This is a genomic window from Erythrobacteraceae bacterium WH01K, assembly GCA_027941995.1.
Lineage (GTDB): Bacteria > Pseudomonadota > Alphaproteobacteria > Sphingomonadales > Sphingomonadaceae > CAJXSN01.
Genome location: CP115966.1, coordinates 703,860 through 728,903 on the forward strand (window position 1 = coordinate 703,860; position 25,044 = coordinate 728,903).

Here is a 25,044-nt window from a genome sequence, read left to right on the forward strand (position 1 = left end):
GACGGGCGGAATCCCAAGCAATAGGCGGCATTTTGCCAGCTATTTTCCACCGCCCGAATTTCCCCCTGCCTGCAACCCTTTCGCAGGGCCGTGCGTTTGCGCTTCATGGTAATGATGCTGGTCGTCGTGGGGGTGGTGTCGGGCGCGCTGGTCGCCGGGGCGGCATGGGGCGTCTTCGGGCGGATGAAGCCTGCCACGGAAGGGTTCCTTATCGCGCTGGCGGGCGGGGCGTTGCTGGTATCCGTGGTGAGCGAACTGGTCGAACCCAGTATCGAGGCAAGCTCCGTCTGGATCGCGATGGCCGGGCTTGCCGCAGGCGCAATCGTGTTTTCGCTGCTCGACTATTTCGTCGACGAGAAATGGGGCAGCGATTCAGGCGGCGGCCTGCTGGCGGCCATTACACTGGACGGCGTGCCGGAAAACCTCGCGCTGGGCGTCGCGCTGATCGGCGCTGGTCCGGCGGAAATCGCGGCGCTCGCCGGGTCCATCCTGCTCTCCAACCTGCCCGAGGCGGCCGGCGGCGCACGGGAAATGGCAAGCGGGGGGCGTTCGCGCGGACGGGTCATCGGGCTGTGGATCGCGACCGCCGTGCTCCTGTCCGCAGCAGCCGTCGTGGGGAATGTCGCCCTTGCCGGTGCGGGCGACGAAACGCTGGCCGTCATCCGCTGCTTTGCCGCAGGGGCGGTGGTCGCCAGCCTCGCAACGGAGGTGTTTCCCAAGGCCTTCCGCGAAGGCCATCACTGGGCCGGAGTCGCGACGGCGCTGGGGGTCATCCTCGCCTTCGCGCTCGGCTCTCTTTCCGGGGGCTGAGGCGGCGCAAGGCCTGCGCGCTCTCGACACGGGGTCGGTGCGCCCTAAAAGAAAGCGCATGACCGACCACGACATCGCCGGACAGGCATTCCTCGAAAAGCCCTTCCATTCCTTCAGCGAAATGCTGGGGTTCTGGGCCAGGCGCCAGCCGGAAGCGATTGCCCTGCGCGATACCTCGGCAGAGCTGAGCTGGTCCGCGATGCATGACCGGATAGAACGCATTGCAGCGCGCCTGGTCGAAACCGGCCTGGAGCGCGGGCAGTCGGTCGCCATCCTCGGCACGTCGGGCGTTCCCTATGCGCTCGTCTTCCTCGCCGCGGTGCGCGCGGGCGGGGTGGCGGCCCCGCTCACCACCAGCGCCAGCCCGCAGCAGCTGGAAGGCATGGCCCGCGATTCGGGCGCGGCGCACCTGTTCATCGACCGGACCAAGCTTGGCGAACTGGGCGAGGATTTCATGCCCGGCCTGCAGCGCATCGTGCTGGACGAGGAACTGGACGCCTGGATGGCGCCCGAAGGGACGGTGGCCCCGCCCGTCACGCCGGAGAAATCGGACCCGTTCAACATCATCTATTCCAGCGGCACGACCGGTACGCCCAAGGGGATCGTCCATTCGCACGCCATGCGCTGGACGCAGTTCGCGGCTACGGGGCTTTCCTACCTGAAGGCCGGCGTCGATCCCGTCAGCCTCGCCTCCACGCCGCTTTACTCAAACACCACCATGGTCGCCTTCCTCCCCATCCTGCTGGCCGGCGGGACGGTGAACATCATGGGCAAGTTCAAGACGGTGGACTGGCTTGCCACCGCGCAGCGGTTCGGCGTCGCCATCACGATGCTGGTCCCGGTGCAATACCAGCGGCTGATGGACGAGCCGCGCCTGGACGAATTCGACCTGTCCGCGCTGAAGCTGAAATATTGCACCAGCGCACCGTTCCCCGCCGCGCTGAAGCGGCAGGTGCTGGAGAGGATGCCCGGCGCCCTTATCGAGATTTATTCCATGACCGAAGGCGGCGTCGTCTGCCTGCTTCAGGCGCATGAATTCCCGGACAAGCTGCATACGGTGGGCCGCCCTGCACCCAGCAGCGAGCTGATGGTGCTGGACGACGACGACCGGCCCGTACCCGCAGGCGAGCCGGGCAATCTGATTGGCCGATCCCAGACGATGATGGCGGGATACAAGAACCAGCCCGAAAAAACGCGCGAGGGATACTGGATCGATCCATCATCGGGCGAGGTCTGGCAGCGCATGGGCGATATCGGGCGGGTCGATGCCGACGGCTTCGTCGAGCTGGTCGGCCGCGCGAAGGACATGATCATTTCCGGCGGCTTCAACATCTTCCCCAGCGACCTGGAGGCGGAACTGGAAAAGGATCCGCGCGTGGCGGAGGCGGCCGTGATCGGCGTGCCCAGCCCGCAATGGGGCGAAACGCCGCTGGGCTTCGTCCGGCTGGAGGCAGGCGTCAGCCGGGACGAGGTTGCCGATATCCTTGCCGGCGTGAACGGCAATGTCGGCAAGACGCAGCGCTTGTCGGACCTTCATGCCATCGACGAGATGCCGCGCAGCCATATCGGCAAGCTGCTGAAGACCGAATTGCGGGACATGGCGGACCGGCTGGCTTGATCGAATGATGCCCGGCTGCTTTCGCGCATGGTCCGCCGGTCTTGGGGGAGGGGGGTATACCGGCGGACCACACGCTGTCGCCCCTTCATGAGGGGCGGCGACCCGGAAGGACCGGGTAAGGCTGCTATCCTGATCCCCGAGCAATACGGCCGGCAGGGCGGCGCGGTTACAGCAGGGTGCAGGGAAATCCATGAAACTCGAAACCGCGCGGGATATGGACCCGGTCGAGGGGGGAGAGAGGAGAAAGGATCTCACACCACCGCGCGGCCTGTTCGAGTGAATGCCGCCCGCTCCGCCCGGCAGTCCCGGATTTCGCGGCAGCAACACCTGGCCGGGAGAAATGTCTCGCCGGGCCTGCAGGAAACCGGCCTTGGGAACCGGTTCTAAACCTGCTGAAGGGCCGGACGGGGTGTCTTGGGAGGGAGAGAGAGGACTGCCACCGCCCGGCTTCGGGGAGCTATCTAGCGTTGCATGGCAGTAACCAAAAGCGAGATAATCGCATCGTCTGTGCAGTTCTTTGCAACATAGAGCGTTGAAGTTCCTCGGGCGTCCTGCGGGGCTGGCGCGTCGAGCCGCATCCATGTGCCGCGCCTCGCTGGACAGGAATTGCACCCGCTCGTAACGCACATGGCCATGCAGCCAGACCATCTCCCCGATTCCATCCTCATCGTCGATTTCGGCAGCCAGGTGACCCAGCTGATAGCGCGCCGCGTGCGCGAAGCGGGGGTCTATTCCGAGATCGCGCCCTTCACGCAGGGGGAAGAAGCATTCGAACGCCTCCGGCCCAAGGGTATCATCCTGTCCGGTTCCCCCGCAGGTGTCCCCGAGGAAGGCAGCCCGCGCGCGCCCGACGCCTTTTTCGAGGCAGGCATTCCGGTCCTGGGCATCTGCTATGGCCAGCAGGTCATGACGCACCAGCTCGGCGGCGAGGTGAGGCCGGGCCACGATACCGGGGAAGGCGGTGAATTCGGCCGCGCCTTCCTGACCGTGACGAAGGACTGCGCGCTGTTCGACGGGCTGTGGCAGGAAGGCGAGCGGCACCAGGTCTGGATGAGCCACGGCGACAAGGTCACGCGCTTCGCCGACGGGTTCGAGATCGTCGCCACCAGCGACGGCGCGCCCTTCGCTGTCATCGCCGACGAAAGCCGCAAGTTCTACGGCACGCAGTTCCACCCCGAAGTCGTCCACACGCCCGACGGGGGCAAGCTGATCGCCAATTTCGTGCGCCATGTCTGCGGGCTGGCCGGTGACTGGACGATGGCCGCCTATCGTGAAACGAAAGTGCGCGAGATCCGCGAACAGGTCGGCGACAGGAAGGTCATCTGCGGCCTGTCAGGCGGGGTCGACAGCTCTGTCGCTGCCATCCTGATACACGAGGCGATCGGCGACCAGCTGACCTGCGTCTTCGTCGATCACGGTCTGCTGCGCCTGAACGAACGCGAACAGGTCGAGACCATGTTCCGCGACCATTACAACATCCCGCTGGTCGTGGTGGATGCGGAAGAGATGTTCATGAGCGGCCTTGCCGGGGTCACCGATCCCGAGGCCAAGCGCAAGTTCATCGGCAAGACCTTCATCGACGTGTTCGAGGCCGAGGCGAAGAATGTCGGCGGCGCCGATTTCCTGGCGCAGGGCACGCTCTATCCGGACGTTATCGAGAGCGTCAGCTTCACCGGCGGGCCCAGCGTCACGATCAAGAGCCACCACAATGTCGGCGGCCTGCCCGAACGCATGGACATGGCGCTGGTCGAACCCTTGCGCGAGCTGTTCAAGGACGAGGTGCGCGAGCTGGGCCGCGAACTGGGCCTGCCCGACATGTTCGTCGGCCGCCACCCGTTCCCGGGGCCCGGCCTCGCCATCCGCATCCCGGGCGAGGTGACGAAGGAGCGCTGCGACATCCTGAGGAAAGCCGACGCGATCTATCTCGACGAGATTCGCAAGGCGGGCCTGTACGACGCGATCTGGCAGGCCTTCGCCGTGCTGCTGCCGGTCAAGACCGTCGGCGTGATGGGCGATGCGCGCACCTATGACAGCGTCTGCGGCCTTCGCGCCGTGACTAGCACCGACGGCATGACGGCCGACGTCTACCCCTTCGACGCCGCCTTCCTGACAGGCGTCGCCACCCGCATCGTGAACGAAGTGCAGGGCATCAACCGCGTGGTCTACGACTATACGTCGAAGCCGCCGGGGACGATTGAATGGGAGTGATATTGCAAGCGAAGTGCCGCGCGACCATCAGTTCGCACGGCAATTTAAAATCAGCCCTTGATATGAATCTCGATCGAGTCTTTTGAAATGCCGAAGTTGGCCGCGAGACCGGCCTTGGCTTGAGCAATCGTCAGTGCGCCAGTGGCTTGCAAGGACTCTATCTTTCTTTTGTGCTTTCGCGCCCGGACGAAAGTAACTTCATCGAGTTCCATGTTTACGTCGCGGGTCTCCCACCCCACCGATTGCCACGCGAGATTTTGCGAGCCTTTCCCTTCGCTTCGGTTGGCCCACCACGGGCGGTGCCGGAATGCGCTATCCGGAAGATTGCCGCCGACCAAGTCATTCACGCTCTCAAAACTCATGACGATCTTGTCTTCGCAAAGATCGCTCAAAAAGTCCGACAAACCCTGATACTTTTCCATATGCATGCCTTCTCCACTCCTACAGCACTTCCTGTTTGTGCATATGTATAAAAAGATAATTATAAGTCAATATGAATTTGCGCCTCCTGTCGCGAGGGCGGGTTGAAATGCAACTCCCCCTAGGCCCGGACCCGCGCACCGAAACGCTTCGCCGTTTGCAGCCGCTGCTGGTCCAGCGGTTCGGGCGGATCGAGCGGGCGGCGGCATCGTGGCGGGCGCCGGAATGGGTGCTGGTGCAAGGGGTCATCGGGGCGCGCACCAAGTCCGAGATTTCCAATGCTGCCACCCAGGGCCTGCTGGACCGGCATGGCAGCTGGGAGGCGGTGGCCGGGCTGCCGCTGGAGCAGTTGCAGGACGAGCTTTCCACCCAGACCTATCCCAACATCGCGGCGGAGCGGCTGAAGGCGAGCCTTACTGCGCTGATCGAGCGGCGCGGGCGCGTGGATCTGTCGCATCTTGCGGACATGGAGACGGGCGAGGCGATGCGCTGGCTGGAGCAATTGCCCGGCATCGGGCGCAAGATCGCAGCGGGCGTCATGAATGCCAGCACGCTCGATCGCCGCGCCATCGTGCTGGACGGGCATCATACCCGCATCCTCCAGCGCATGGGGCTGGTCCCCGCCAGGGCCAGCGCAACCCGTGCCTTCGAGGCGATCATGCCCGTAATGCCGCCCGAATGGAGCGCGGCCGATTACGACGAGCATCACCTGCTGATGAAGAAGGTCGGGCAGACTTATTGCCGCCCGTCCGCCCTCCATTGCGGGGACTGCCCGGCGCAGGCGCTGTGCGCGACGGGCCGGGAGCGTGCCCCTTAACCGCCGGCCATCGCCTTCGCGCTCAGGATCTCGATCCAGTAGCCGTCCGGGTCCTTGATGAAGGCGATGTGTTTCATCATGCCGTCTTCGGGCCGTTTCTGGAATTCGACGCCGTGCTCGTCGAAATGCGCGACCGCTGCCGCCAGGTCCGGCACGTCGAGCGCGATGTGGCCGAAGCCCTGCGGCTGCGCGTTGCCGTCGTGATAGACCGGGCCGTCCTCGTCCTCCGTGCCCCAATTGTGGGTCAGTTCCAGAACGCCTTGCCGGCTGAAGACATACTCGGTCGCTTCCGCATCGCCCTGCGGCACTTCGTCGTCGCTATCCGTGAAGCCGAGGAAATAGAGCGAGAACTCGCCCGCCTCCACATCCGCCTTGCGCAGCAGGGTCATGCCCAGCACGCCGCAATAGAAGGCGAGGCTCTTCTCCGGGTCCTTCACCCGCAGCATCGTGTGGTTGAGGGTGAAATCGTGCGGATTGGCTGTCATCGTTCGGCTCCCGTTGGAATACATGCCCGCAACCATCGGCTGCGCCCGTGCGTTCCCTGTCCATGCTGAGCGAAGAGCAGACCGAGACGGTGTATCAGCGGCTGGCGCAGGCCATGCCGGGGCGCACGAAGAATGCCAAGGGGCCCAAGGGGCAGCCCGACGCTTTTCGCAGCTGTATCTCCTGCATGCTCAGCGCCCAGTCGCTCGACACCAATACCGCGAAGGCGGCGCGCGCCCTGTTCGCGCTGGCGACGACGCCGGAAGACATGCTGGCGCTGGACGACCGCGCCATTGCCGCGGCGATAAAGCCGTGCGGCCTCTACAACATGAAGACACGCAATATCCGCATGTTCTGCGAGGCGCTGCTGGCAGAGCATGGCGGCACGGTGCCGGACACGCGCGAGGGTCTGTTGTCGCTGCCGGGCATCGGGCGCAAATGCGCCGATATCGTACTGAGCTTCACCTTCGGGCAGGACGTGATCGCGGTCGACACCCATGTCCACCGCGTGTGCAACCGCATCGGACTGACGCAGGCGAAGACGGCGGACCGGACAGCGCAGCAGCTTGAGGAACGCAGCCCCGGCTGGGCCTTTCGCGACGGGCACTTCTGGCTGATCCAGTTCGGCAAGCGCGTGTGCACGGCGCGCAGCCCGAAATGCGCCGAATGCCCTGTATCGGACCTGTGCGAATGGTATGCGGCCAACATCGCCGCGGCCTGATCGCTACCAGCCGAACCGTTACCAGCTGAAACCCGCGTCGATCGCGCGCTGCTCTGCCGGCGTGGTCGTGCGGCCGAGCATTTCGTTGCGATGGGGGAAGCGACCGAAGCGGTCGATCATCGCCTTGTGGCTGCGGGCGAAGGACAGCGCGCCGGGAACGTGGCGGGCGAAGATTTCCACGCACAGGCGCTGGTCGGCCCGGTCCTCGCTATGCATCAGCGGCATGGCGAGGAACTGGATTTCCTCGCTGGCCACGGCGCGGTGCCAGCCCCGGCGAAGAGCTGCATGGCTTAGCGCCAGCGCGAGCGGGTCGGATGCGAACGCTTTCGCAGTGCCGCCGAACAGGTTGCGCGGCACCTGGTCGAACAGGATGATTGCGCCCAGCGTCGTGGGAGGATCGATCAGGAATTCGCCCGGCGGACGATGCCTCAGCTGCTGCCAGTCCGATGAAAAACGCCGTTCCAGCAAACGATCGACCGCATCGGCGCCGCCGAACCAGTCGGCGGGGCCAAGCACGCCGAACCATATGCGCAGCACCTCGCTCGCCCAGTCGCGCCGCGCCAGCGCCATTTGCGGGCTTACCCCTCGTCCGCGGCGCGGGTGAAGGGGATGAAATCGCCGAGGAACAAATTGCCGGTGGGGTGTCCGCTTGAGCGGTCCTCGGTCCGGATCAGGTGGTTGCTGCACAGCCCGCCGAAGCTGCGCCGGGTGACCAGCCGGTCGCGCTTGCTCAGCAATTCGGGCTGGGCGGGGTAGCTCACATAGATCGTGCTGCCGTAATCGAACACGACGGCCGTATCCTCGATGATCGTCATGTTGCGCAGGCCCCGGCGCGGCAGGCAGGTCTGCGGCTCGCCCGCGACGCGGTTTTCGGTCAGGCGGACCAGGCGTTCCTCGCCTTCTGTCAGGAGGCTTTGTCCTTCGACCGGATTGCCCTGCGTGGGCCCGTCCTGCGCTGCGGCGGGAATGGCCGGCGAGAGAGACAGTGCGAAGGCGGCAATTGCGGCGGGATAGGAGATGGTCATGGAAACGGTCCTCGATCTGGGCGGACATGATAGCATGGCTTCATGAACCCGGATTGAGCGGGCCGCATGCCCATTCCGACCGGCGGCGCTTACCGGTGGCCGGGATCGGCGCCTTCGGAAATGTCCGTCAGCTGCGACTGGTCGACCCCGTCCGCCGGGCCGCCTTCCAGCACGAAGCGCCGGTCGCAATAGCCGCAATCGACATAACCATGCTCGTCGATCTGCAGGTAGATCTTGGGATGGCCGAGAGCCGCGGGGCGATAATTCTCTCCGCTGCGGATGTCGGTCGCGCCATCGCACCACACGCGGGTGGTGGTGACCTTGCTTACTTCGGGAGGGGCGATGCTCATGATGCATCTGCCCATACTGCGCCCGCGGGCGGGTGGCAATGCAATCGGCAGCCTACTGGAAGTCGACCTGTACGGTGAACGTGCCGGTATAGACGCCCGGCAACTGGTCCGCCGCAACATCCAGGGTTCCACCCACCCGGAAATCATACTCGGTCAGGCCCCACCAGCCCGGCACGGTAAAGATGAAGATCTGGCGCGTGCGATCGAAATCCGAAGTCAGGTCGCGGATCGTCATCGTCGCGGACGGATCGGTCTCGTGCGTGATTTCGACCGTGCTCGGAAGAATAGGCGAATAGCCGGTGGGATACTGGATCCCGACATCGCGTTCCAGCAGGAAACTGGCCGCCCGCGATCCGCCCATCGGAATCGTCCCCCCGGTATTGGTGACGCCGCCATCGGGCGCTATGGTCACGGTTCCGGCGACGCCGGTTGCTATGATGCTGCCGAAATCGAGGTCCCCGGTATTGGAAAGGGAACTGGCGGTACTGATTGCGACGGCGGTTTCGGCCGTCGATGCGTTTGCATTGGCATTGGCCGAGGTCTGCGCGCTCGCCCCGGAGGATGCGAACAGCATGGCCAGCATGGCAAGAACGGCAATGGGCGCGCGCATTCCGGCACCCAGCGCCTGGCGCACGCGCGACGCAGCAGGCGCGAAGACACCTGCCACCGGTAATGCCGGAAAACGTGAATGGAGCGATCCCATGTCCGCACCCTTACCTGGCCAGCCGTTAACCCTCGCCATCCGGACATGGTTAAGAGCGCGCTAACGAAGTCCGCTCACGCTGTGCTAGGCGCTCGCGGCTGGGCGCCAGGTACGGCAGGCCGAACTGCAGGACCGTATGTTCGAACTCGCCGGTAAGCTCGCCTGATATTTGCCCTCGGAACAGGCTTTCGTTCGGGTTAATGCCGCTGGGCACTGGACGCAGCGGCCCCGCCCGGCGTAGGCGCATGGCCATGACCGATACGTCTCCCGCCATTGCGATCCGCGACCTTGTCAAACGCTATGCCGGGGAAAAGGGCGCCGAGGGGAAGCTGGCGCTGAAAGGCGTAAGCTTCGATGTTCCGCAGGGCGGGGTCTTCGGCCTGCTGGGCCCCAATGGCGCGGGCAAGTCGACCCTGATCAACATCCTTGCCGGCCTGGTTTCCAAGTCATCGGGCAGCGCGGAAATCTGGGGCTTCGACATCGATGCCCAGCGCCGCAACGCGAAACGCGCCATCGGTATCGTGCCGCAGGAAATCGTCTTCGACCCGTTCTTCACACCGTACGAGGTGCTGGAGAACCAGGCAGGCTTCTACGGCATTCCCAAGGCCGATCGGCGGAGCGAGGAATTGCTGGAGGCGGTGCGCCTGTCGGACAAGCGCGATGCCTATGCCCGCACGTTGTCCGGAGGCATGAAACGCCGCCTGCTGATCGCAAAGGCGATGGTGCATTCGCCCCCGATCCTCGTACTCGACGAACCGACCGCCGGGGTGGACGTGGAGTTGAGGCGGCAGCTGTGGGAATTGGTTACGCAGCTGAACGAACAGGGGGTCACCATCGTGCTGACCACGCATTACCTCGAAGAGGCGGAGGAACTATGCGACCGCATCGCCATCATCGGCAATGGCGAACTGATCGCGAACAAGCCGACGCAGGACCTGATCGGCATGGCCCGCGAGAAGATCGTGCGCGTCACCGTGGACAAGGTTCTGGGCGGCCCGGTGATGGAGGAAGGCTTCCTGAAGGCCGAGACGATCGAACCGCGCACGCTGGAAGTGACCTATGACCGCGACGCGATGAGCGCAGGCCAGGTGCTGGGCGTGATCCAGAGCCACGGCTATACGGTGGAGGACGTCACCACCCGCGAGGCGGACCTGGAGGACGTGTTCGTGCAGCTGACGGGCGGGGGCTAGGGCGATGGAACACGATATCCTGATTATCGGGTCGGGCGCGGCCGGCCTCACCGCCGCGCTGGCGCTGGCCGAACACAAGCGCGTACTGGTGCTGGCCAAGGGCTCGCTGACCGGAGGCTCCACCGCGTGGGCGCAAGGGGGGATCGCTGCGGTCCTCGACGCAGGCGACACGTTCGAGAACCATGTGCGCGACACGATGGTCGCCGGTGCGGGCCTGAACGACCGGGAGACGGTCGAGTTCGTGATCGAGCGTGCGCCCGAAAGCATCGACCGCCTGTGCGAGCTGGGCGTGCCGTTCAACCGGGATTCGGGAGACCTTCACCTCACCCGCGAGGGCGGGCATTCGCACCGCCGCATCGTCCATGTCGACGATGCGACCGGCTGGGCGGTGCAGGAGGCGCTGCTGAAAGCGGCGGAGGCCAATGGCAACATCACGCTGCTGCCGGGGCGCACCTGCGTCGATCTCATCACCAGCCGCAATGGCGAGAAATATTCGGGCGACGGGCGCGTGTGGGGCGCCTATGCGCTGGACGAGGCGACCGGCCGGGTGGAGGCGCATGTCGCCCGCGCCACCGTGCTGGCGGCTGGCGGCGCGGGCCGGGTCTACCAGTTCAGCACCGCCCCTCGCGGCGCGACCGGCGACGGGATCGCGATGGCATGGCGGGCCGGCGCGCGCGTCTCCAACATGGAGATGATGCAGTTCCACCCCACCTGCCTCTACAATCTGGAGGTCAAGAACTTCCTCATCACCGAGGCCGTGCGGGGCGAGGGCGGGCATTTGCTGCACCCGGAAACCGGGCACCGCTTCATGGCGGATTACGATCCGGAACGCATGGAACTGGCCCCGCGCGACGTGGTGGCCCGCGCGATCGACGACCAGATCAAGCGCTACGGCCTCGATTACGTCCATCTCGATATCAGCCACAAGCCGGCGGATTTCGTGCGCGGCCATTTCCCCACCATCGACGAGAAACTGTCCGGCCTCGGCATCGACATGACGGCGCAGCCGATCCCGGTCGTGCCCGCGCAGCATTATACCTGCGGCGGGGTGATCGTCGGGCTGGACGCAAGCACCGACCTGCCGGGCCTGTGGGCGGCAGGCGAATGCACCGAGAGCGGGCTGCACGGCGCGAACCGCCTCGCCTCCAACAGCCTGCTCGAATGCTTCGTCTATGGCGAGGCGGCGGCGAAGGACATCCTCGCGCGCTGGGACGAACTGCCGGAACCGCCTGCAATCAAGTCATGGGACGAGAGCCGCGTGACCGATTCAGACGAGGAAGTCGTGATCAAGCAGAACTGGACCGAGATGCGCCGCTTCATGTGGAACTATGTCGGCATCGTGCGCACGACCAAGCGGCTGGAACGCGCCCGCCACCGCATCCGCCTGCTGGGGCGGGAGATCGACGAATATTACGGCAGTTTCCGCGTGACGACCGACCTCATCGAACTCAGGAACCTGCACCAGGCGGCCTACCTGATCGTCGAGAGCGCGCTGCAGCGACACGAGAGCCGCGGCCTGCACTTCACGCTCGACTATCCCGAAACGGATCCGGTCGCGCGCGACACGGTGCTGGTGCCCTAGCGGCGCCGCGCAAGACCAAGGACCAAGGAGAGAGACCAGCATGCCCGAAGCCACAGCCAACAACCTGACCCTCCATTACGACGACCACGGCGATCCGGCGAACCCGCCCGTACTGCTGGTCATGGGGCTGGGCGCGCAGATGACGATGTGGCCCATGGAGCTGGTCGAGGCGCTGGTGACGCGCGGTTTCCGGGTCATCCGCTACGACAACCGCGATATCGGGCTCAGCCAGAAAATGGGCGGGGCGAAGGCGCCGGGCATGGTGCGTCACATCCTGTTCCGCCGCATCGGCCTGCGCCCGCGCGTGCCCTATACGCTGTCCGACATGGCGGATGACGGCATGGCGTTGCTGACCTGCCTCGGCATAGAGAAAGCGCATGTCGTGGGTGCCAGCATGGGCGGGATGATCGCGCAGCTGATGGCGGTGAACCATGCGGACCGCCTGCTGAGCCTGACCTCGGTCTTCTCAACCACCGGCAATCCGAAACTGCCACAGGCGGAAAAGGCAGCGATGCAGGCGCTGACGAAGCGGCCCGAATCGATGGAGGAGGAAGTGCTGGTCGAGCACGGGCTGAACGTCACCCGCGCCATCGGCAGTCCCGGCTATCGCCCCGATCCCGAGCGCCAGCGCGAGCGTGTTCGCGAAAGCGTGCGGCGCAGCGTCTATCCCGAAGGCATGGTGCGCCAGATGGCCGCGATCATCGACGATGGCGACCGCCGCGACCGGCTGAAATCGGTGAAGGTTCCAACGCTCGTCCTGCATGGCGAGGACGACCCGCTGGTCAAGGTCGAGGGCGGGCGCGATACCGCCGCCGCGATTCCCGGTGCGAAGCTCAAGACCTATCCCGGCTGGGGCCACGACCTGCCGGTGGAACTGGCGGAACCGATCGCGGATGACATCGCGGCCCACGCGCGCTCTTCCGCGTAATCGCCTGGGCATCCGACCGGTTGCGGGGGCGCGGTCGAGAAGGCGCGTTCGCGGGAGCGCGTTCGAGGGAGCGTGCGCGCCCCTCGCCGCGAAGCAAAATTGCGCGCCTCGATTCGATTGATTCAAAGCCCCCGCAGGCACCTTTTCCCGCGAAAAATTTTTGCCGTGTTTTATTTTCGGCCTTGCGCCTCGCGCCAGCCCAGCTTTGTCCACGCGTCGAGGTGTCTTGCGAGGGTAACACACAGGGGTGCAGGCCACCTTCCGGCGGTTAAATCGACCTTTACCCTATTGCGCGGCGCGGCCTCCTGATTCAGTATCTAGTGGTTCGCAAGGGTTGTGGACCCCAAAACCTAGTCAGGACGCCCGGTAATCGCGGATTCCCGCGAGGGGGAGGGGAGTCGCTGGCGGGAACGGGGCCGGAGCGGTCTGTGGACAAGACGGGGGGCAAATCCGGGACGGCAAAAACCGCCCTCGCTTCCTATATGCGAGGGGAGCATGGTTGCGCTCGACTCGCGGGAACGAATGTGGAACATCACCGGCAGCCCGCACGACTCGCGGCAAGCCGGCGCAAGAGCGTGAGGCGGACAATGGATTTCAAGGCTGGGGACGACAGGGTGACGGATACGGATACGCTGAACACGGACGTACAGGACGACGCGGCCACCCGTGCCGATACCCCCGAATCAGGAAACGCTGCCGCAGGCAGGAAGGCTGTAACGATGGACAAGAGCGACCCCGGCACCGACGCGCTGGCACAGGACATTGCCGGCGCGACCGCTGGCGCCATGGGCGAAGCGGCGAAGGCGATGGCCTCCGTCGCCGCGGCGAAGGATGATAGCAAGAAGGTCAACGACCGCCGCTTCACGATCACGACCGACGCGGAGCGGGATGCGAACCTGACCGAATTCGGCAAGGAAACGCTGATCGACCGTTACCTGCTGCCCGGCGAAAGCTTCCAGGACCTGTTCGCCCGCGTGGCCGACGCCTATGCCGACGACCAGGACCATGCCCAGCGCCTGTACGATTACGTCAGCCGCCTGTGGTTCATGCCGGCAACGCCGGTCCTGTCCAATGGCGGGACCAATCGCGGCCTGCCCATTTCGTGCTACCTCAATTCGGTGTCCGACAGCCTGAACGGCATCGTCGATACCTGGAACGAGAACGTCTGGCTGGCGTCCAAGGGCGGCGGCATCGGCACATACTGGGGCAATGTGCGCGGCATCGGCGAACCGGTCGGCCTGAACGGCAAGACCAGCGGCATCATCCCCTTCGTGCGCGTGATGGACAGCCTGACGCTGGCCATTTCGCAGGGGTCGCTGCGGCGCGGCAGCGCGGCCTGCTATCTCGACGTATCGCATCCGGAGATCGAGGAGTTCCTCGAAATCCGCAAGCCCAGCGGCGACTTCAACCGCAAGGCGCTGAACCTGCATCATGGCGTGCTGCTGACCGACGAATTCATGGAAGCGGTCCGCGCGGGCGACGATTTCGAGCTGAAATCGCCCAAGACGGGCGAAGTCCGCTCCACCGTCAATGCGCGCAGCCTGTTCCAGAAGCTGGTCGAGACGCGGCTGGCCACGGGCGAGCCCTACATCGTGTTCAGCGACACGGTGAACCGCATGATGCCCAAGCATCACCGCGACCTGGGCCTGAAGGTGTCGACCTCGAACCTGTGCAGCGAGATCACCCTGCCGACCGGCATCGACCATCTCGGCAACGACCGCACGGCGGTGTGCTGCCTGTCCTCGCTCAACCTGGAAAAATGGGACGAGTGGAAGGACGACAAGACCTTCATCGAGGACGTCATGCGCTTCCTCGACAACGTCCTGCAGGACTATATCGACCGCGCGCCGGACGAGATGGCACGGGCGAAATATTCCGCGCACCGCGAACGCAGCGTGGGTCTCGGCGTCATGGGCTTCCACTCCTTCCTCCAGTCGAAGGGCCTGCCGATGGAAGGCCCGATGGCGAAGGCGTGGAACGAGAAGATGTTCAAGCATATCAGCGCCCGCGCCGAAGAGGCGTCGCTGATGCTGGCCAAGGAACGCGGTCCCTGCCCCGATGCCGCCGACATGGGCGCGATGGAACGCTTCAGCTGCAAGATGGCGATCGCGCCGACCGCGTCGATCAGCATCATCTGCGGCGGCACCAGCGCCTGCATCGAACCGATCCCGGCCAATATCTACACCCACAAGACGCTGTCCGGCAGCTTCGTGGTGAAGAACCCGTATCTGGAAAAGCTGCTCCAGAAGAAGAGCAAGGATTCCAACAATATCTGGAACTCGATCCTGGAGAAGGGCGGCAGCGTCCAGCACCTCGATTTCCTGACGCCGGACGAGAAGGCGGTGTTCAAGACCAGCTTCGAGATCGACCAGCGGTATTTGCTCGAATTCGCCGCCGACCGCGCGCCCTATATCGACCAGGCCCAGTCGCTGAACCTGTTCATTCCGGCCGATGTCGACAAGTGGGACCTGATGATGCTGCACTTCCAGGCGTGGGAGAAGGGCATCAAGTCGCTCTATTACCTCCGCTCGAAGAGCGTGCAGCGCGCAGGCTTCGCCGGCGGTGTCGAGGCCGACAATACGTCGGACGCCAAGGAAATCGAGCTGAAGGCCGAACTGGGCGAACAGCAGACCGATTACGAGGAATGCCTGAGCTGCCAGTAGGCAGCTCAGTTTTTTTGACCTGAGGGGGAAAAGAAAAGGCCCGACAAATCCGAAGATCTGCCGGGCCATCGAACCGGGAGTTTCCTCCTCAGCTCTGTTTGCAACCGGACAATGCTCCGGCTCAGTTTCGAGGTCAAGGATACTCTCAAACAACTCACCGCAAATGAGAGTATCCTTATGACGATATGGAACAAAATTTTGGGCGAAAGTAAGCGCGAATACGCTTTTCGGATGTGTCACGATTCAGAGAATTTCGCAGGCCTTCCCGGGGTTTATATCATTACACGCATTGTGGATTTCTCTCGTGAAACGATGCTAGTCGAGGCTGTAAACGACCTTGCTGTCGGCGTCGATTGCTGTCGATCAATGCAAAACAATCGTTCCGTCGATGAACGCCTGACGCTCGGTGTCTTACTATGCCCGCAATCTGACGCAGAAGCGCGTGAAGCGATAGCCAATGACGTAAGGCGCGGAGTTCTGTTTGCCTCGCGCAACGATATGGCCGCATAAGTTTGGATCCATCGTGACCGCCTACCTCGTCTTCCGCATCGGTGGCACGGTGCTGCTGTTGATCCTCGCCTTCGTGTTCTGGAGCGGGGTCGGGCGCCGGCGGCGCACGATGGGGCGCGGCTTTGCCGCTGCCATGGCTGCGCTGGCCGCGATCTTCATCTGGCCGGTGATCGAACTGTTGATCTAGCCGTGCGGGTCCGCCCGGCACCCGGGTCCCCGACCGGTTACGCCGGGGCCATTCCGCGCTTCCCATGCTGCCTTCGCTGTGGTGTATTTCATGGCGAGGGGAGAGGGCGGATGCTGGGAATCATGGGACTGCTGGCGGGGCTCGGCCTGCTGATCTGGCTGGCGCTGCGCGATGTGAACATCATCTTCGCATCGGTCCTGTGTTCGCTGCTGGTGATTGCCACGAACGGCCTGCCGCTCGCCGCCAGCCTGAGCGATGCCTACACTTTCGGCGATCTGGGCGCCTTCACCTTTGCCGGGCGGTTCTTCCTTCTGTTCGCCGCCGGGGCCATGTTCGGCCGCGTGATGGGCGAAAGCCATGCCGCGACGTCCATCGCCATGGCCATGGTCCGCGCGCTGGGGGCGCAGCGGGCGCTGTGGATCACGGTGCTGTCCTGCGCGCTGCTGACCTATGGCGGGGTGGTGGTGTTCGTGGTGATCTTCGCCATGTACCCGCTCGGCCTGCGCCTGATGAAGGAAGCCGACATTCCCAAGCGCCTGTTCTGCGGCGCCGCGGCCCTGGGCGCGGGGACGTTCACGCTGACCGCGCTGCCGGGCACGCCGTCCATCCACAACGTCATCCCGACCCTGACCCTGGGGACGGACCTTTTCGCCGCCAGCGGGCTGGGCCTGTTCGGCGGGGCGCTGATGTTCATTCTGGGCATGACCTATCTCGAGCGGGAGCGGGTCCGGGCGCAGGCCGCTGGCGAGCGGTTCGAACCCGGTCCGCGCGATGTCATTCCCGACCTGGACAGCATCGCGCAGGACGTGCCGCCATGGTGGCTGGCGGTGCTGCCCCTGGTGCTGGTGATCGGCACGATCCTGGCGCCGCGCCTGCTGGCGCTGGCCGGGACGGACGGGGACATCGCCCTGCTGCAATTCGCCAATGCCCAGCCGGTGCTGTGGCCCTCCATCGCGCTGCTGCTGGCGAACGTGGTGGCGCTGGCGCTGTTTCCTGCAGTCAGGCGCGCGCCGCTGAGGGCGCTGGGGGAGGGGACGCAGGACGCGATCATGCCGCTGATGGCGACATCGGCAGTGATCGGCTTTGGCGGCGTGGTGGCGCAGACGGGCGGGTTTGCGCTGTTCACGCAGACGGTGCTCGGTCTCGACCTGCCGCCGCTCGTGTCCATGTTCGCCGCTGCCAGCGCGGTGTCGGGCATCACCGGATCCTCGTCCGGCGGCCTGCAGATCTTCATGGCGACGCTGGCGGAGCCCTACCTCGCGCTGGGTATTGCGCCTGAGGAGCTGCACCGGCTGGTCGCCATGGCCAGCGGAGGCCTCGATTCCCTGCCGCATTGCGGCGCGGTCATCGCGATGCTGACCATTACCGGCCTGACGCACAAACAGGCTTACAAGGATATCGGCATGGTCACCGTGGTCGTGCCCGTAATCGCCTCGATCGCGACGATCGCACTGGCCATGCTGACCTGAACGCAAGAAGCCCGGCTCTCGCACAGCCTCCTTGAGGCTTTTGCGAGGAGCCGGGCTCCTGCTGCTACCACGCGGGGCGCGGCAGTAAGGTGTAGTCGGTGCTTACGAGGCGACGGTCGCCTTGTTGCCGAGACCTTCCGGAATACGCGCATCCTTCTTCAGTACGACGCGGTTCTCGGTGATTTCGTCGACATCGTCGACCATCAGGAAGTGGTGCATGTCGTCCATGCTGTCCGATTTGGTCAGCTTGATCTTGTCGCCGGTGACTTCATCCACCGTGCCGACATGCAGGCCTTCCGAATTGGCGACTTCCATGTGTTCCTTGATACGAATCTTCTCAAACATATTGATCTTTCCGGCCGGGTTTCCCGTGCCTTTCTAAGTGGTTATGCCTTATTAACGGGCGACCCCTAGGAGCGTTCCTCGGTTCGTCGACGATGGGAAACGCCTTGTGAAGCCAGCCCTTGATGCGGGCATTATTTCGCCGCGTCCTGCTCGCGCTTCCCGTGTTCGGTCCGGCTGTTGCCATAGCCGACCTGTGCGCCGTCGACCTCGGCATCGGTCGTCTCCTTGCCCTTGGCATTGTTGCGCAATTCGGCGTCCTGCTCCGCGCCCCGGCGTTTCTCGACCTCGGGACCGGTGCGCGTCGGTTCGATGGGATTGGTGGAGGGTTTCAGCGCAACGTCGCGCTGGTCGTGCCCAGTGGTGTTTTGGGTGGTGTTCTTGGTCATGGCCGTTCCTATATTGTGCGTGTACACAGGGAAGAACGGGCCCCGCGCCCCTGCCGTTCCCACCCGCTTTGGTCCGGGGTCGGCAGTATCACCGGTCTTATCCCCGACCCTTTGGTCAGGCTTGCTATCGAATCACCGCTATGATTCTGTAACAAGATAGACCACGCCCAATCCCACGGAGATACAAGATGTCGTTGCTCGAAGCCCGCAAGACCTACAAACCCTTCGAGTATCCGTGGGCCTACGATTTCTGGAAACTGCAGCAGCAGGTCCACTGGATGCCGGAAGAGGTGCCGCTGGGCGAGGATTGCCGCGACTGGGCGCAGAAGATTTCGGAGCACGAGCGCAACCTGCTCACCCAGATCTTCCGCTTCTTCACCCAGGCCGATGTCGAGGTGCAGGATTGCTACCACGACAAATATGCCCGCGTGTTCAAGCCGACCGAGGTCAAGATGATGCTGACCGCGTTCAGCAACATGGAAACGGTCCACATCGCGGCCTATTCCCATCTGCTCGACACGATCGGCATGCCCGAAAGCGAATACAGCGCCTTCCTCGAATACGAGGAGATGAAGGACAAGCACGATTACCTGCAGATCTTCGGCGTCGACACGGACGAGGATATCGCCCGCACGCTGGCGGCCTTCGGCGGTTTCACCGAAGGGATGCAGCTGTTCGCCAGCTTCGCCATGCTGATGAACTTCCCGCGCTTCAACAAGATGAAGGGCATGGGCCAGATCGTGAGCTGGTCGGTCCGCGATGAAAGCCTGCACTGCGAAGGCATCGTCAAGCTGTTCCACGAATTCGTGCGCGAGCGGGACTGCTATACGAAGGCGGTGAAGGAAGACATCATCGACATCTGCCAGAAGTCTGTCCGGCTGGAGGACAACTTCATCGACCTGGCGTTCGAGATGGGCCCCGTCAGCGGCATGACGCCCAAGGAAATCAAGAAATACATCCGCTACATCGCCGACTGGCGCCTGGGCCAGCTGGGCCTGCAGCCGATCTACATGGTGGAAGACCACCCCCTGCCCTGGCTCGCCCCGCTGCTGAACGGCGTGGAGCACGCCAACTTCTTCGAACAGCGCGCAACCGAATATTCCAAGGGCGCGACGAAGGGCAACTGGCAGGACGTGTGGAGCACCTTCGACAAGCGCAAGGGTGCAGGGAAAGCCGCAAACGCCGAGGACGAGGCCGCGGATGACGGTCCGGGGCTGTTCGGGGATGAGAGCGGGAGCGTGGCGGCGGAGTAGGGATGTGCGCAATGGCCGACGACGTGTGCGAAGATGCCAACCATGATCGAAGTGGTGATCGGATAGACGAAGATAACTCTCCAGAACAGAACTCGAACCAGGCTGGCGCACTATCAGGGATTGGGGCTCTTGTTTTTGGTGCGGTCGCTGCACTCTTGCTAGCGCTTTTTCTACCTGAGCTAGTACGCAGTCTGCAAGACGAGGCCGTAACTATACCTCAGATTGTAATTGCCGCCCTTGGTCTGACTTATAGTGCATTCCTGATCGTGTTAGTCGGAACCGCCCATGGCCGAAAAATGGCTGTTAGCTCTTTCGAGCGATTGAACCGCGCCGTTGCTGCTGCTGTGAGTACATTAGTCGGCGTTAATCTGAACGCCGAACTTTCCTCGCGGCCGAAGGACACTGAAGAGATTCGAGAGGCACTCGAATATTTACGTTCACGGTCCGCGTCCCAATCTGTAAATCTTTCTCGAGGAGCCGAAGAAGAGATTATTCAGCTGGTGAGAGAATCATTCAAGGACCAGTTGCGTCCTCAAATGGATCTGGCGTTCGGCCATATTATCAAAGAGAGGGCTCGAGATTTTTCGCGCAATGATGCAATAGATGTTTTGCTCGATGCTACGGAGCAACTTAAACGTGCTTCTTCGACTGTAACGGTGAGGGGTTTCATAAATTTAATAATCGGTATCGGATTTGCTCTCGCTGCACTTTACTTTCTGAAAGAGTCGGTAGAAGCCTTCGATCCCGTGCAAATTGCGAGGTTAAGTCAATCACAGGCGATATATTTGATTGGCATACGCGTATCCTTGACGATTGTAATTACGGCAATCGCTTACTTTTTCCTATCTCTTTACAGAAGAAGTCTTGAGGATGTTAAATATTACCAGAATGAGGTGGCTTTTTTATCGGGGAGGGTTGCTGCGATCGCGCTCGTGATCAGCGCGGGAGACAAGGAGTCCCTCGCACATGCGATGCCGCTCTTGAATAGCACAGACCGGAATAAGGCAGATCAGAAGTCGGTAGAGGCGAGGTCGGTTGATGTGACATTCTTTGAAAAAGTCTTAGAAAAGATCCCCAGCCTGAAAGCTGAGTGACTATTTGATGCAGTCCATTCGCAAGCCCGTCCGCAAGAGGGGAAAGGGAAATACGCTTCGGTGGTGGTCTTGGCGCAATTCAGTCCCCCTCCCGCTTGCGGGAGGGGTTAGGGGTGGGCGAGGCCCTTGGGGCGGGGCCGGTCTTGGGTGAGGGCTGTCGCGCTGGCCCACCCTGATGCGACTAATCAGCGAAGCTGATAAGGCTCGCTTCCCTCCTGCAGGCGGGAGGGAGTGTCTTGCGCTCAGCTCTTGGCCTGGCGCAGTTTCTCAATTTCCCGCCTGATTGCGGTTGCGCCTGCTTCGGGATCTTCCACCACGTCGTCATTGGTGAAATGCAGGGTGCGATAGCCGCGGGACCGGAGGTCGGCGTCGCGCCGCTCGTCGCGCTGCGGGTCGATGTCGTGGCTATATCCGTCGAGTTCGATCACCAGTTTGAGTTCCCGGCAGAGGAAATCGGCAAACCACGGGCCAACGGGCATCTGGCGGCTGAACTTCGCACCCAGCTGTGAGCGGGCGAGGTATTGCCACAGCGTGCGTTCCGCCGGTGTCGCGCGGTTGCGGAGATCGCGGGCGCGGCTTGTGTTTCTGTGTATCCAGTCGGGCATCTGTGTGACTTGCCCACCCCCGGCCCCTCCCGCAAGCGGGAGGGGTGTAATTGCGCGTCTTCGCGGCGAAATGATTTCTTCAACATTCGCTCGCTAATTGTAACGGGTGATGCTTGAATATTTGACCTATTACCTGATCGCTATCAATTTTGCGGCATTCGCTCTCTTCGCCTATGACAAGCAACAAGCGGAAAACGGCGGTTGGCGGGTGCGCAATGACACGCTGATCCTGATGGCTACGCTAGGCGGAATCATCGGCGCGTTCGCGGGGCGCGCCGTGTTCCGCCACAAAATCCGCACTCCCGGCTTTGCAGGCAGCCTGCTGGCAGGGTTCGGGACGGGTGCGTTCCTGGCGGCCGGTGCTTACTTCCTGCTTCCCGGATACCTGATGCCTCGCAGCGCCAAGGAAACCGCCAGACTGGAAGCAGTTATGGCCAGCAGGCATTTCAGCGGTTGCAATGCGGTTCGCGCTGCCGGCGCCGCTCCACTCCGTTATGGCGAACCGGGCTATCGGAGCGACATGGATGGTGACGGCGACGGGGTGGCGTGCGAACCCCGCTATTGACCTTGGCGAAGGCCTAAACTCGATGGTCCGTTTTCCACCAAGAGCGGACGATCTACATGGATATGTATCACCGTGGTCATGTCGAGCAGGATGCCGTCGAAGGCTATGGCATCGTCGGCGGACGCGAGGCCGGACCGGAGGGCTAGTCAGAACGGCAAGGGTTGGGAGCCTGGCCGCGCTGTAGGAAATCTCCGGAAACCCGCGCGACATATTCGTGCGCTATGCCCTGTTTTGCGATTCGCGCATCAGCGGCGTGTAAGCCGCTCCACCGGCGGCTTTGCGCTGGATGACGCTTCGCGGCGCCGTGTCACATCTGTCACCCTGGGCCTGCGAAAGGCTGCCTGCCGGTGGGCTTTCCGAAAAGGAGATCGGCGGCGCCAATCCAATCGTGTCATGTTGGACGCGTTCGCCGGCCGGTCGGGGGTCAGGCGCACCAGTCGATAGATGCCGCGCCCCAGCCGGACCCTTGCGCCAGGCCGCTCTCGATCATGACATCCGCCAGCAGGCTGCCATCGGCCCGCGACGCGGCGCGCAGTTCGCGGCCATAGCGGTCGCGGGGCGGCTGCTCCCCGCCATCGACGTAGGCGCGCTCGGCATTGAGCCATACCAGCAATGCGGCCCGCGCCCGCTGCGCCGCCTCCCGCTCGCCCGCGCAGGCGCCGTTCATTTCCGGGGCGTCGAACCCGGTCAGGCGCACGCGCCGCCGCTGGTCGAAAGGGCCAAGTGCGACGGTGTCGCCATCGATGACGCAGGCGCTCGCACCGCCCTGTCCGCACAGGACGAAGCGCTGTGGCAGGGCCTGCGGATCCTGGCCGGGCGTGGCGGTCCGGGTCAGCAGCCAGCTCGCCGCCAATATCGCGGCCAGCACCAGCGGCAGGCGGACTGCGCGCCACCATCCGCTCAAGCGCCGCTTCGCCTGCCACCTTGCATCGAAGCGCGGGGGTTTGTGGCGGTGGATCACGCGGCGTGCCGTGGGCGAGGGCGCGGGCTTGGGCGAGGGGTCAGGAGCCTTCGAAGCCCCACGGCGCCGGGGGCGGGGGAACCTCGTCCTTAAAATCGAACTCGGCGCGGAAGAGGCGCGGGGCGGGTGCGCCGCCTTCGACCGTGCGGCGCAGCTGGTAGGCGAACTGCCCGCCTGCCGTGCCTGCGGGGTCGACCTCGACCGACCAGACATTGGTGACGGAGGCGTCCAGCCCCTCGGTCAGGAAGAGCTCGACGCTTTCCTCGTCCACCGGGAAAGCCTGCGCGGTGGCGCTGCCGGGGGTGGCGGTGTCGCCGCCATACAGGGTGACGGCATCGGGCTCGCCATCCTCGTGCCGGTGGTCGTGTTTCAGGCGCAGGCCTCCGGGCGTTCGGGTGAACACCCAGGTGCGGCTGCGGTCCCACCCGGCACCTGCCGGGCGGATGTGGAACGGCACGGCGATGCGGTTCGCTGAGCAGTCGCGGACATGCATTACCATCTCGGCGCCCGCGAGGTCGCTATCGGCGGCATCCTTGCTGACCAGCGCGCCCGAATACGCCTTGCCGCAATGGCTGGCGAGATTGGCGAAGAACGCATCCTGCGGCGTCTCTGCCACGCCAGAAGGCCCGGAGGACGCGTGCTCGCAGCCTGCCAGCAGGATCACGGCGAGAGCGGGGAGGATGGCGATGCGCGGGGCAGGGAGGGTCATGACCGCCCTCATGGCAAAGCGCATGCGCGGCGGCAATCGCTTCGCGTCGTCGCGGTCCGGGAAGGGCGGACGCGTGGACGAATGCGGAACGGCTTGGCGAACAGGATGTTGGATGAAGGAAGCGCGTTTGCAAATGCGCGTGCAACAGGAGAATATTCGATGACCGATCCCGTCCCCGATTCAAAGCCGTCCACCCGCTGGTTCTGGGTCGGCGCGCTCGTCCTGCTGGCAGTGGTGCTGATCATCTTCGTCTTCAACGCCGATGGCGACGAGGACGACTTCACCGTCACCGATGCGGACATTACCACGACGGAGGAACGCCTCAATACCGATCTCGGCGCCACCGACATGGATGAGGCGGCCGAACAGGTGAACGGCGCCGAAACCGGCGATACGGCCGAACCGATGATGACGACGCCGACCGAAGGCGAATAACTCCGCAGGCGCAGCCGCTTTCCAGTCGGCTGCGCTTGCGCTAGGCGCGGCGCATGACCGACAAGAGCGCATCGCCCGGAACGCTGGCCAAGACACAGGTCCTCATCGAGGCCCTGCCCTATTTCCAGCGTTATGCCGGGCGTACCTTCGTGGTGAAATATGGCGGCCATGCCATGGGCGATGCGAAGGCCGCCCGTGAATTTGCCGAGGACATCGTCCTGCTGAAGGCAGTCGGCATCAACCCGGTGGTCGTGCATGGCGGCGGTCCGCAGATCGGTGACATGCTGAAACGGCTGGGGGTGGAAAGCACCTTTGTCGACGGCCTTCGCGTAACCGACCAGGCAACGGCGGAGGTCGCCGAAATGGTGTTGTCGGGCGCTATCAACAAACAGCTCGTCAGCTGGATCGCGGCTGCCGGCGGCAAGGCGATGGGCATTTCGGGCAAGGATGGCGGTCTCGTCACCGCGACCAAGCTGGAACGGACGACCAGAGATCCCGATAGCCAGATCGAGCGGGTGCTGGACCTGGGCTTCGTAGGCGAACCGACCCATGTCGACACCACCATCCTCCAGACGGCGAGTGCGGCGGGCATGATCCCGATCGTTGCGCCGATCGGACGGGGCGAGGACGGGGAAACCTACAACATCAACGCCGATACGATGGCTGGTGCGATTGCCTCTGCCCTGGGTGCGGCGCGCCTGCTGCTGCTGACCGACGTGCCGGGCGTGCTGGACAAGGAAGGGACGCTCATGACCGACCTGACGCCGGAAAGTATCGCCCCGCTGCGGCAGGACGGCACGATTTCCGGCGGGATGATACCGAAGCTGGAAACCTGCACCGCCGCGGTCGAGGCCGGGTGCGAGGCGGCGGTCGTCCTAGACGGGCGGGTTCCGCACGCCATGCTGCTGGAATTCTTCACCTCGCGCGGGGCCGGTACGCTCATCAGCCTTGCGGCACCCGGCGGGGATACCGGCGATTGAGCCTTGCGCCGCCGTCCATGCGTATTA

28 protein-coding genes are annotated in these 25,044 nt (G+C 63.9%); 17 read left to right on the plus strand and 11 right to left on the minus strand.

Annotated elements, in window-relative coordinates:
• Positions 1–105 precede the first annotated feature (105 nt).
• From PF049_03530 to guaA, 3 genes are all read left to right on the plus strand, one after another.
• On the plus strand, positions 106–810 hold the full coding sequence (locus PF049_03530; GenBank protein ID WBY17243.1) for a zinc transporter: 705 nt from the start codon (positions 106–108) through the stop codon (positions 808–810).
• 58 nt (positions 811–868) lie between these two features.
• Positions 869–2,428 carry a class I adenylate-forming enzyme family protein gene (locus PF049_03535; protein ID WBY17244.1) on the plus strand — a complete coding sequence of 520 codons (1,560 nt, stop codon included), beginning with the start codon at positions 869–871 and terminating at the stop codon, positions 2,426–2,428.
• A gap of 633 nt (positions 2,429–3,061) precedes the next feature.
• The gene (guaA, locus tag PF049_03540) at positions 3,062–4,636 is read left to right on the plus strand and encodes a glutamine-hydrolyzing GMP synthase (GenBank protein WBY17978.1); all 1,575 of its coding nucleotides are present in this window, start codon (positions 3,062–3,064) and stop codon (positions 4,634–4,636) included.
• A 50-nt stretch (positions 4,637–4,686) separates the two neighbouring features.
• On the opposite strand, the gene PF049_03545 is transcribed toward guaA, so the two are convergent.
• Positions 4,687–5,064, minus strand: coding sequence for a hypothetical protein (locus PF049_03545; protein ID WBY17245.1), 378 nt, complete (start codon positions 5,062–5,064; stop codon positions 4,687–4,689).
• A 101-nt stretch (positions 5,065–5,165) separates the two neighbouring features.
• Here PF049_03545 and PF049_03550 point away from each other — a divergent pair, with 101 nt between their 5' ends.
• Positions 5,166–5,873 carry an endonuclease III gene (locus PF049_03550; protein ID WBY17246.1) on the plus strand — a complete coding sequence of 236 codons (708 nt, stop codon included), beginning with the start codon at positions 5,166–5,168 and terminating at the stop codon, positions 5,871–5,873.
• On the opposite strand, the gene gloA is transcribed toward PF049_03550, so the two are convergent.
• Complete coding sequence (gene gloA, locus PF049_03555; GenBank protein WBY17247.1) at positions 5,870–6,358, minus strand: lactoylglutathione lyase; 489 nt, start codon at positions 6,356–6,358, stop codon at positions 5,870–5,872. The genes PF049_03550 and gloA overlap by 4 nt on opposite strands.
• Positions 6,359–6,405: 47 nt before the next feature.
• Here gloA and PF049_03560 point away from each other — a divergent pair, with 47 nt between their 5' ends.
• Positions 6,406–7,077 carry an endonuclease III gene (locus PF049_03560; protein ID WBY17248.1) on the plus strand — a complete coding sequence of 224 codons (672 nt, stop codon included), beginning with the start codon at positions 6,406–6,408 and terminating at the stop codon, positions 7,075–7,077.
• 18 nt (positions 7,078–7,095) lie between these two features.
• Here the strand turns inward: PF049_03560 and PF049_03565 are convergent, their stop codons facing one another.
• The 4 genes from PF049_03565 to PF049_03580 all read right to left on the minus strand — a co-directional run bounded on the left by PF049_03565 (position 7,096) and on the right by PF049_03580 (position 9,155).
• The gene (locus PF049_03565; GenBank protein WBY17249.1) at positions 7,096–7,647 is read right to left on the minus strand and encodes a DUF924 domain-containing protein; all 552 of its coding nucleotides are present in this window, start codon (positions 7,645–7,647) and stop codon (positions 7,096–7,098) included.
• 8 nt (positions 7,648–7,655) lie between these two features.
• Complete coding sequence (locus tag PF049_03570; protein WBY17250.1) at positions 7,656–8,102, minus strand: hypothetical protein; 447 nt, start codon at positions 8,100–8,102, stop codon at positions 7,656–7,658.
• A gap of 89 nt (positions 8,103–8,191) precedes the next feature.
• Positions 8,192–8,452 carry a zinc-finger domain-containing protein gene (locus PF049_03575; GenBank protein ID WBY17251.1) on the minus strand — a complete coding sequence of 87 codons (261 nt, stop codon included), beginning with the start codon at positions 8,450–8,452 and terminating at the stop codon, positions 8,192–8,194.
• A gap of 52 nt (positions 8,453–8,504) precedes the next feature.
• Positions 8,505–9,155, minus strand: coding sequence for a DUF4402 domain-containing protein (locus PF049_03580; protein WBY17252.1), 651 nt, complete (start codon positions 9,153–9,155; stop codon positions 8,505–8,507).
• Between the two features lie 251 nt (positions 9,156–9,406).
• Here PF049_03580 and PF049_03585 point away from each other — a divergent pair, with 251 nt between their 5' ends.
• From PF049_03585 to PF049_03615, 7 genes are all read left to right on the plus strand, one after another.
• Entirely contained in the window at positions 9,407–10,345 is a 939-nt protein-coding gene (locus PF049_03585; GenBank protein ID WBY17253.1) for an ABC transporter ATP-binding protein, read from the plus strand.
• Between the two features lie 4 nt (positions 10,346–10,349).
• Positions 10,350–11,927: an L-aspartate oxidase gene (gene nadB / locus PF049_03590; protein WBY17254.1), complete on the plus strand. Its 1,578-nt coding sequence runs from the start codon at positions 10,350–10,352 to the stop codon at positions 11,925–11,927.
• A gap of 40 nt (positions 11,928–11,967) precedes the next feature.
• Positions 11,968–12,855 carry an alpha/beta fold hydrolase gene (locus PF049_03595; protein WBY17255.1) on the plus strand — a complete coding sequence of 296 codons (888 nt, stop codon included), beginning with the start codon at positions 11,968–11,970 and terminating at the stop codon, positions 12,853–12,855.
• Positions 12,856–13,442: 587 nt separating this feature from the next.
• Positions 13,443–15,518 (plus strand): ribonucleoside-diphosphate reductase subunit alpha, encoded by a 2,076-nt coding sequence (locus PF049_03600; protein ID WBY17256.1) that lies wholly within the window; start codon positions 13,443–13,445, stop codon positions 15,516–15,518.
• A 177-nt stretch (positions 15,519–15,695) separates the two neighbouring features.
• A complete protein-coding gene (locus PF049_03605; protein ID WBY17257.1) occupies positions 15,696–16,028 on the plus strand; it encodes a hypothetical protein in 333 nt (110 codons plus the stop codon).
• A gap of 13 nt (positions 16,029–16,041) precedes the next feature.
• On the plus strand, positions 16,042–16,215 hold the full coding sequence (locus tag PF049_03610; GenBank protein WBY17258.1) for a hypothetical protein: 174 nt from the start codon (positions 16,042–16,044) through the stop codon (positions 16,213–16,215).
• Between the two features lie 110 nt (positions 16,216–16,325).
• Complete coding sequence (locus PF049_03615; GenBank protein WBY17259.1) at positions 16,326–17,684, plus strand: GntP family permease; 1,359 nt, start codon at positions 16,326–16,328, stop codon at positions 17,682–17,684.
• Between the two features lie 102 nt (positions 17,685–17,786).
• Here PF049_03615 and PF049_03620 read toward each other — a convergent pair whose 3' ends face one another.
• Entirely contained in the window at positions 17,787–18,029 is a 243-nt protein-coding gene (locus tag PF049_03620; protein ID WBY17260.1) for a DUF2171 domain-containing protein, read from the minus strand.
• Between the two features lie 131 nt (positions 18,030–18,160).
• On the minus strand, positions 18,161–18,415 hold the full coding sequence (locus tag PF049_03625) for a hypothetical protein (GenBank protein ID WBY17261.1): 255 nt from the start codon (positions 18,413–18,415) through the stop codon (positions 18,161–18,163).
• Positions 18,416–18,603: 188 nt separating this feature from the next.
• Here PF049_03625 and PF049_03630 point away from each other — a divergent pair, with 188 nt between their 5' ends.
• Positions 18,604–19,668, plus strand: coding sequence for a ribonucleotide-diphosphate reductase subunit beta (locus PF049_03630; GenBank protein ID WBY17262.1), 1,065 nt, complete (start codon positions 18,604–18,606; stop codon positions 19,666–19,668).
• An 11-nt stretch (positions 19,669–19,679) separates the two neighbouring features.
• Positions 19,680–20,762 (plus strand): hypothetical protein, encoded by a 1,083-nt coding sequence (locus PF049_03635; GenBank protein ID WBY17263.1) that lies wholly within the window; start codon positions 19,680–19,682, stop codon positions 20,760–20,762.
• A gap of 242 nt (positions 20,763–21,004) precedes the next feature.
• Here PF049_03635 and PF049_03640 read toward each other — a convergent pair whose 3' ends face one another.
• On the minus strand, positions 21,005–21,367 hold the full coding sequence (locus tag PF049_03640; GenBank protein ID WBY17264.1) for an endonuclease domain-containing protein: 363 nt from the start codon (positions 21,365–21,367) through the stop codon (positions 21,005–21,007).
• Positions 21,368–21,476: 109 nt separating this feature from the next.
• Between PF049_03640 and PF049_03645 the strand changes: the two genes are divergently transcribed.
• The gene (locus PF049_03645) at positions 21,477–21,932 is read left to right on the plus strand and encodes a DUF1294 domain-containing protein (protein WBY17265.1); all 456 of its coding nucleotides are present in this window, start codon (positions 21,477–21,479) and stop codon (positions 21,930–21,932) included.
• Positions 21,933–22,356: 424 nt separating this feature from the next.
• Here PF049_03645 and PF049_03650 read toward each other — a convergent pair whose 3' ends face one another.
• Complete coding sequence (locus PF049_03650) at positions 22,357–22,893, minus strand: hypothetical protein (protein WBY17266.1); 537 nt, start codon at positions 22,891–22,893, stop codon at positions 22,357–22,359.
• Between the two features lie 40 nt (positions 22,894–22,933).
• Positions 22,934–23,602: a hypothetical protein gene (locus PF049_03655; protein WBY17267.1), complete on the minus strand. Its 669-nt coding sequence runs from the start codon at positions 23,600–23,602 to the stop codon at positions 22,934–22,936.
• Between the two features lie 159 nt (positions 23,603–23,761).
• Here PF049_03655 and PF049_03660 point away from each other — a divergent pair, with 159 nt between their 5' ends.
• Both PF049_03660 and argB read left to right on the plus strand, forming a co-directional pair.
• Entirely contained in the window at positions 23,762–24,037 is a 276-nt protein-coding gene (locus tag PF049_03660) for a hypothetical protein (protein ID WBY17268.1), read from the plus strand.
• Positions 24,038–24,090: 53 nt separating this feature from the next.
• Complete coding sequence (argB, locus tag PF049_03665; protein ID WBY17269.1) at positions 24,091–25,017, plus strand: acetylglutamate kinase; 927 nt, start codon at positions 24,091–24,093, stop codon at positions 25,015–25,017.
• Positions 25,018–25,044: the final 27 nt, after the last annotated feature.

What these genes read in the sequence shown, in the direction of transcription:
- PF049_03600 (WBY17256.1), top strand. Translation starts at nt 13,443, where the DNA reads ATGGATTTCAAGGCTGGGGACGACAGGGTGACGGATACGGATACGCTG.
- nadB (WBY17254.1), top strand. Translation starts at nt 10,350, where the DNA reads ATGGAACACGATATCCTGATTATCGGGTCGGGCGCGGCCGGCCTCACC.
- PF049_03575 (WBY17251.1), bottom strand. Translation starts at nt 8,452, where the DNA reads ATGAGCATCGCCCCTCCCGAAGTAAGCAAGGTCACCACCACCCGCGTG.
- PF049_03580 (WBY17252.1), bottom strand. Translation starts at nt 9,155, where the DNA reads ATGGGATCGCTCCATTCACGTTTTCCGGCATTACCGGTGGCAGGTGTC.
- PF049_03625 (WBY17261.1), bottom strand. Translation starts at nt 18,415, where the DNA reads ATGACCAAGAACACCACCCAAAACACCACTGGGCACGACCAGCGCGAC.
- PF049_03655 (WBY17267.1), bottom strand. Translation starts at nt 23,602, where the DNA reads ATGACCCTCCCTGCCCCGCGCATCGCCATCCTCCCCGCTCTCGCCGTG.
- PF049_03530 (WBY17243.1), top strand. Translation starts at nt 106, where the DNA reads ATGGTAATGATGCTGGTCGTCGTGGGGGTGGTGTCGGGCGCGCTGGTC.
- PF049_03585 (WBY17253.1), top strand. Translation starts at nt 9,407, where the DNA reads ATGACCGATACGTCTCCCGCCATTGCGATCCGCGACCTTGTCAAACGC.
- guaA (WBY17978.1), top strand. Translation starts at nt 3,062, where the DNA reads ATGCAGCCAGACCATCTCCCCGATTCCATCCTCATCGTCGATTTCGGC.
- PF049_03630 (WBY17262.1), top strand. Translation starts at nt 18,604, where the DNA reads ATGTCGTTGCTCGAAGCCCGCAAGACCTACAAACCCTTCGAGTATCCG.
- PF049_03545 (WBY17245.1), bottom strand. Translation starts at nt 5,064, where the DNA reads ATGCATATGGAAAAGTATCAGGGTTTGTCGGACTTTTTGAGCGATCTT.
- PF049_03660 (WBY17268.1), top strand. Translation starts at nt 23,762, where the DNA reads ATGACCGATCCCGTCCCCGATTCAAAGCCGTCCACCCGCTGGTTCTGG.
- PF049_03570 (WBY17250.1), bottom strand. Translation starts at nt 8,102, where the DNA reads ATGACCATCTCCTATCCCGCCGCAATTGCCGCCTTCGCACTGTCTCTC.
- PF049_03605 (WBY17257.1), top strand. Translation starts at nt 15,696, where the DNA reads ATGACGATATGGAACAAAATTTTGGGCGAAAGTAAGCGCGAATACGCT.
- PF049_03550 (WBY17246.1), top strand. Translation starts at nt 5,166, where the DNA reads ATGCAACTCCCCCTAGGCCCGGACCCGCGCACCGAAACGCTTCGCCGT.
- gloA (WBY17247.1), bottom strand. Translation starts at nt 6,358, where the DNA reads ATGACAGCCAATCCGCACGATTTCACCCTCAACCACACGATGCTGCGG.
- PF049_03635 (WBY17263.1), top strand. Translation starts at nt 19,680, where the DNA reads ATGGCCGACGACGTGTGCGAAGATGCCAACCATGATCGAAGTGGTGAT.
- PF049_03640 (WBY17264.1), bottom strand. Translation starts at nt 21,367, where the DNA reads ATGCCCGACTGGATACACAGAAACACAAGCCGCGCCCGCGATCTCCGC.
- PF049_03645 (WBY17265.1), top strand. Translation starts at nt 21,477, where the DNA reads ATGCTTGAATATTTGACCTATTACCTGATCGCTATCAATTTTGCGGCA.
- PF049_03595 (WBY17255.1), top strand. Translation starts at nt 11,968, where the DNA reads ATGCCCGAAGCCACAGCCAACAACCTGACCCTCCATTACGACGACCAC.
- PF049_03620 (WBY17260.1), bottom strand. Translation starts at nt 18,029, where the DNA reads ATGTTTGAGAAGATTCGTATCAAGGAACACATGGAAGTCGCCAATTCG.
- argB (WBY17269.1), top strand. Translation starts at nt 24,091, where the DNA reads ATGACCGACAAGAGCGCATCGCCCGGAACGCTGGCCAAGACACAGGTC.
- PF049_03535 (WBY17244.1), top strand. Translation starts at nt 869, where the DNA reads ATGACCGACCACGACATCGCCGGACAGGCATTCCTCGAAAAGCCCTTC.
- PF049_03615 (WBY17259.1), top strand. Translation starts at nt 16,326, where the DNA reads ATGCTGGGAATCATGGGACTGCTGGCGGGGCTCGGCCTGCTGATCTGG.
- PF049_03565 (WBY17249.1), bottom strand. Translation starts at nt 7,647, where the DNA reads ATGGCGCTGGCGCGGCGCGACTGGGCGAGCGAGGTGCTGCGCATATGG.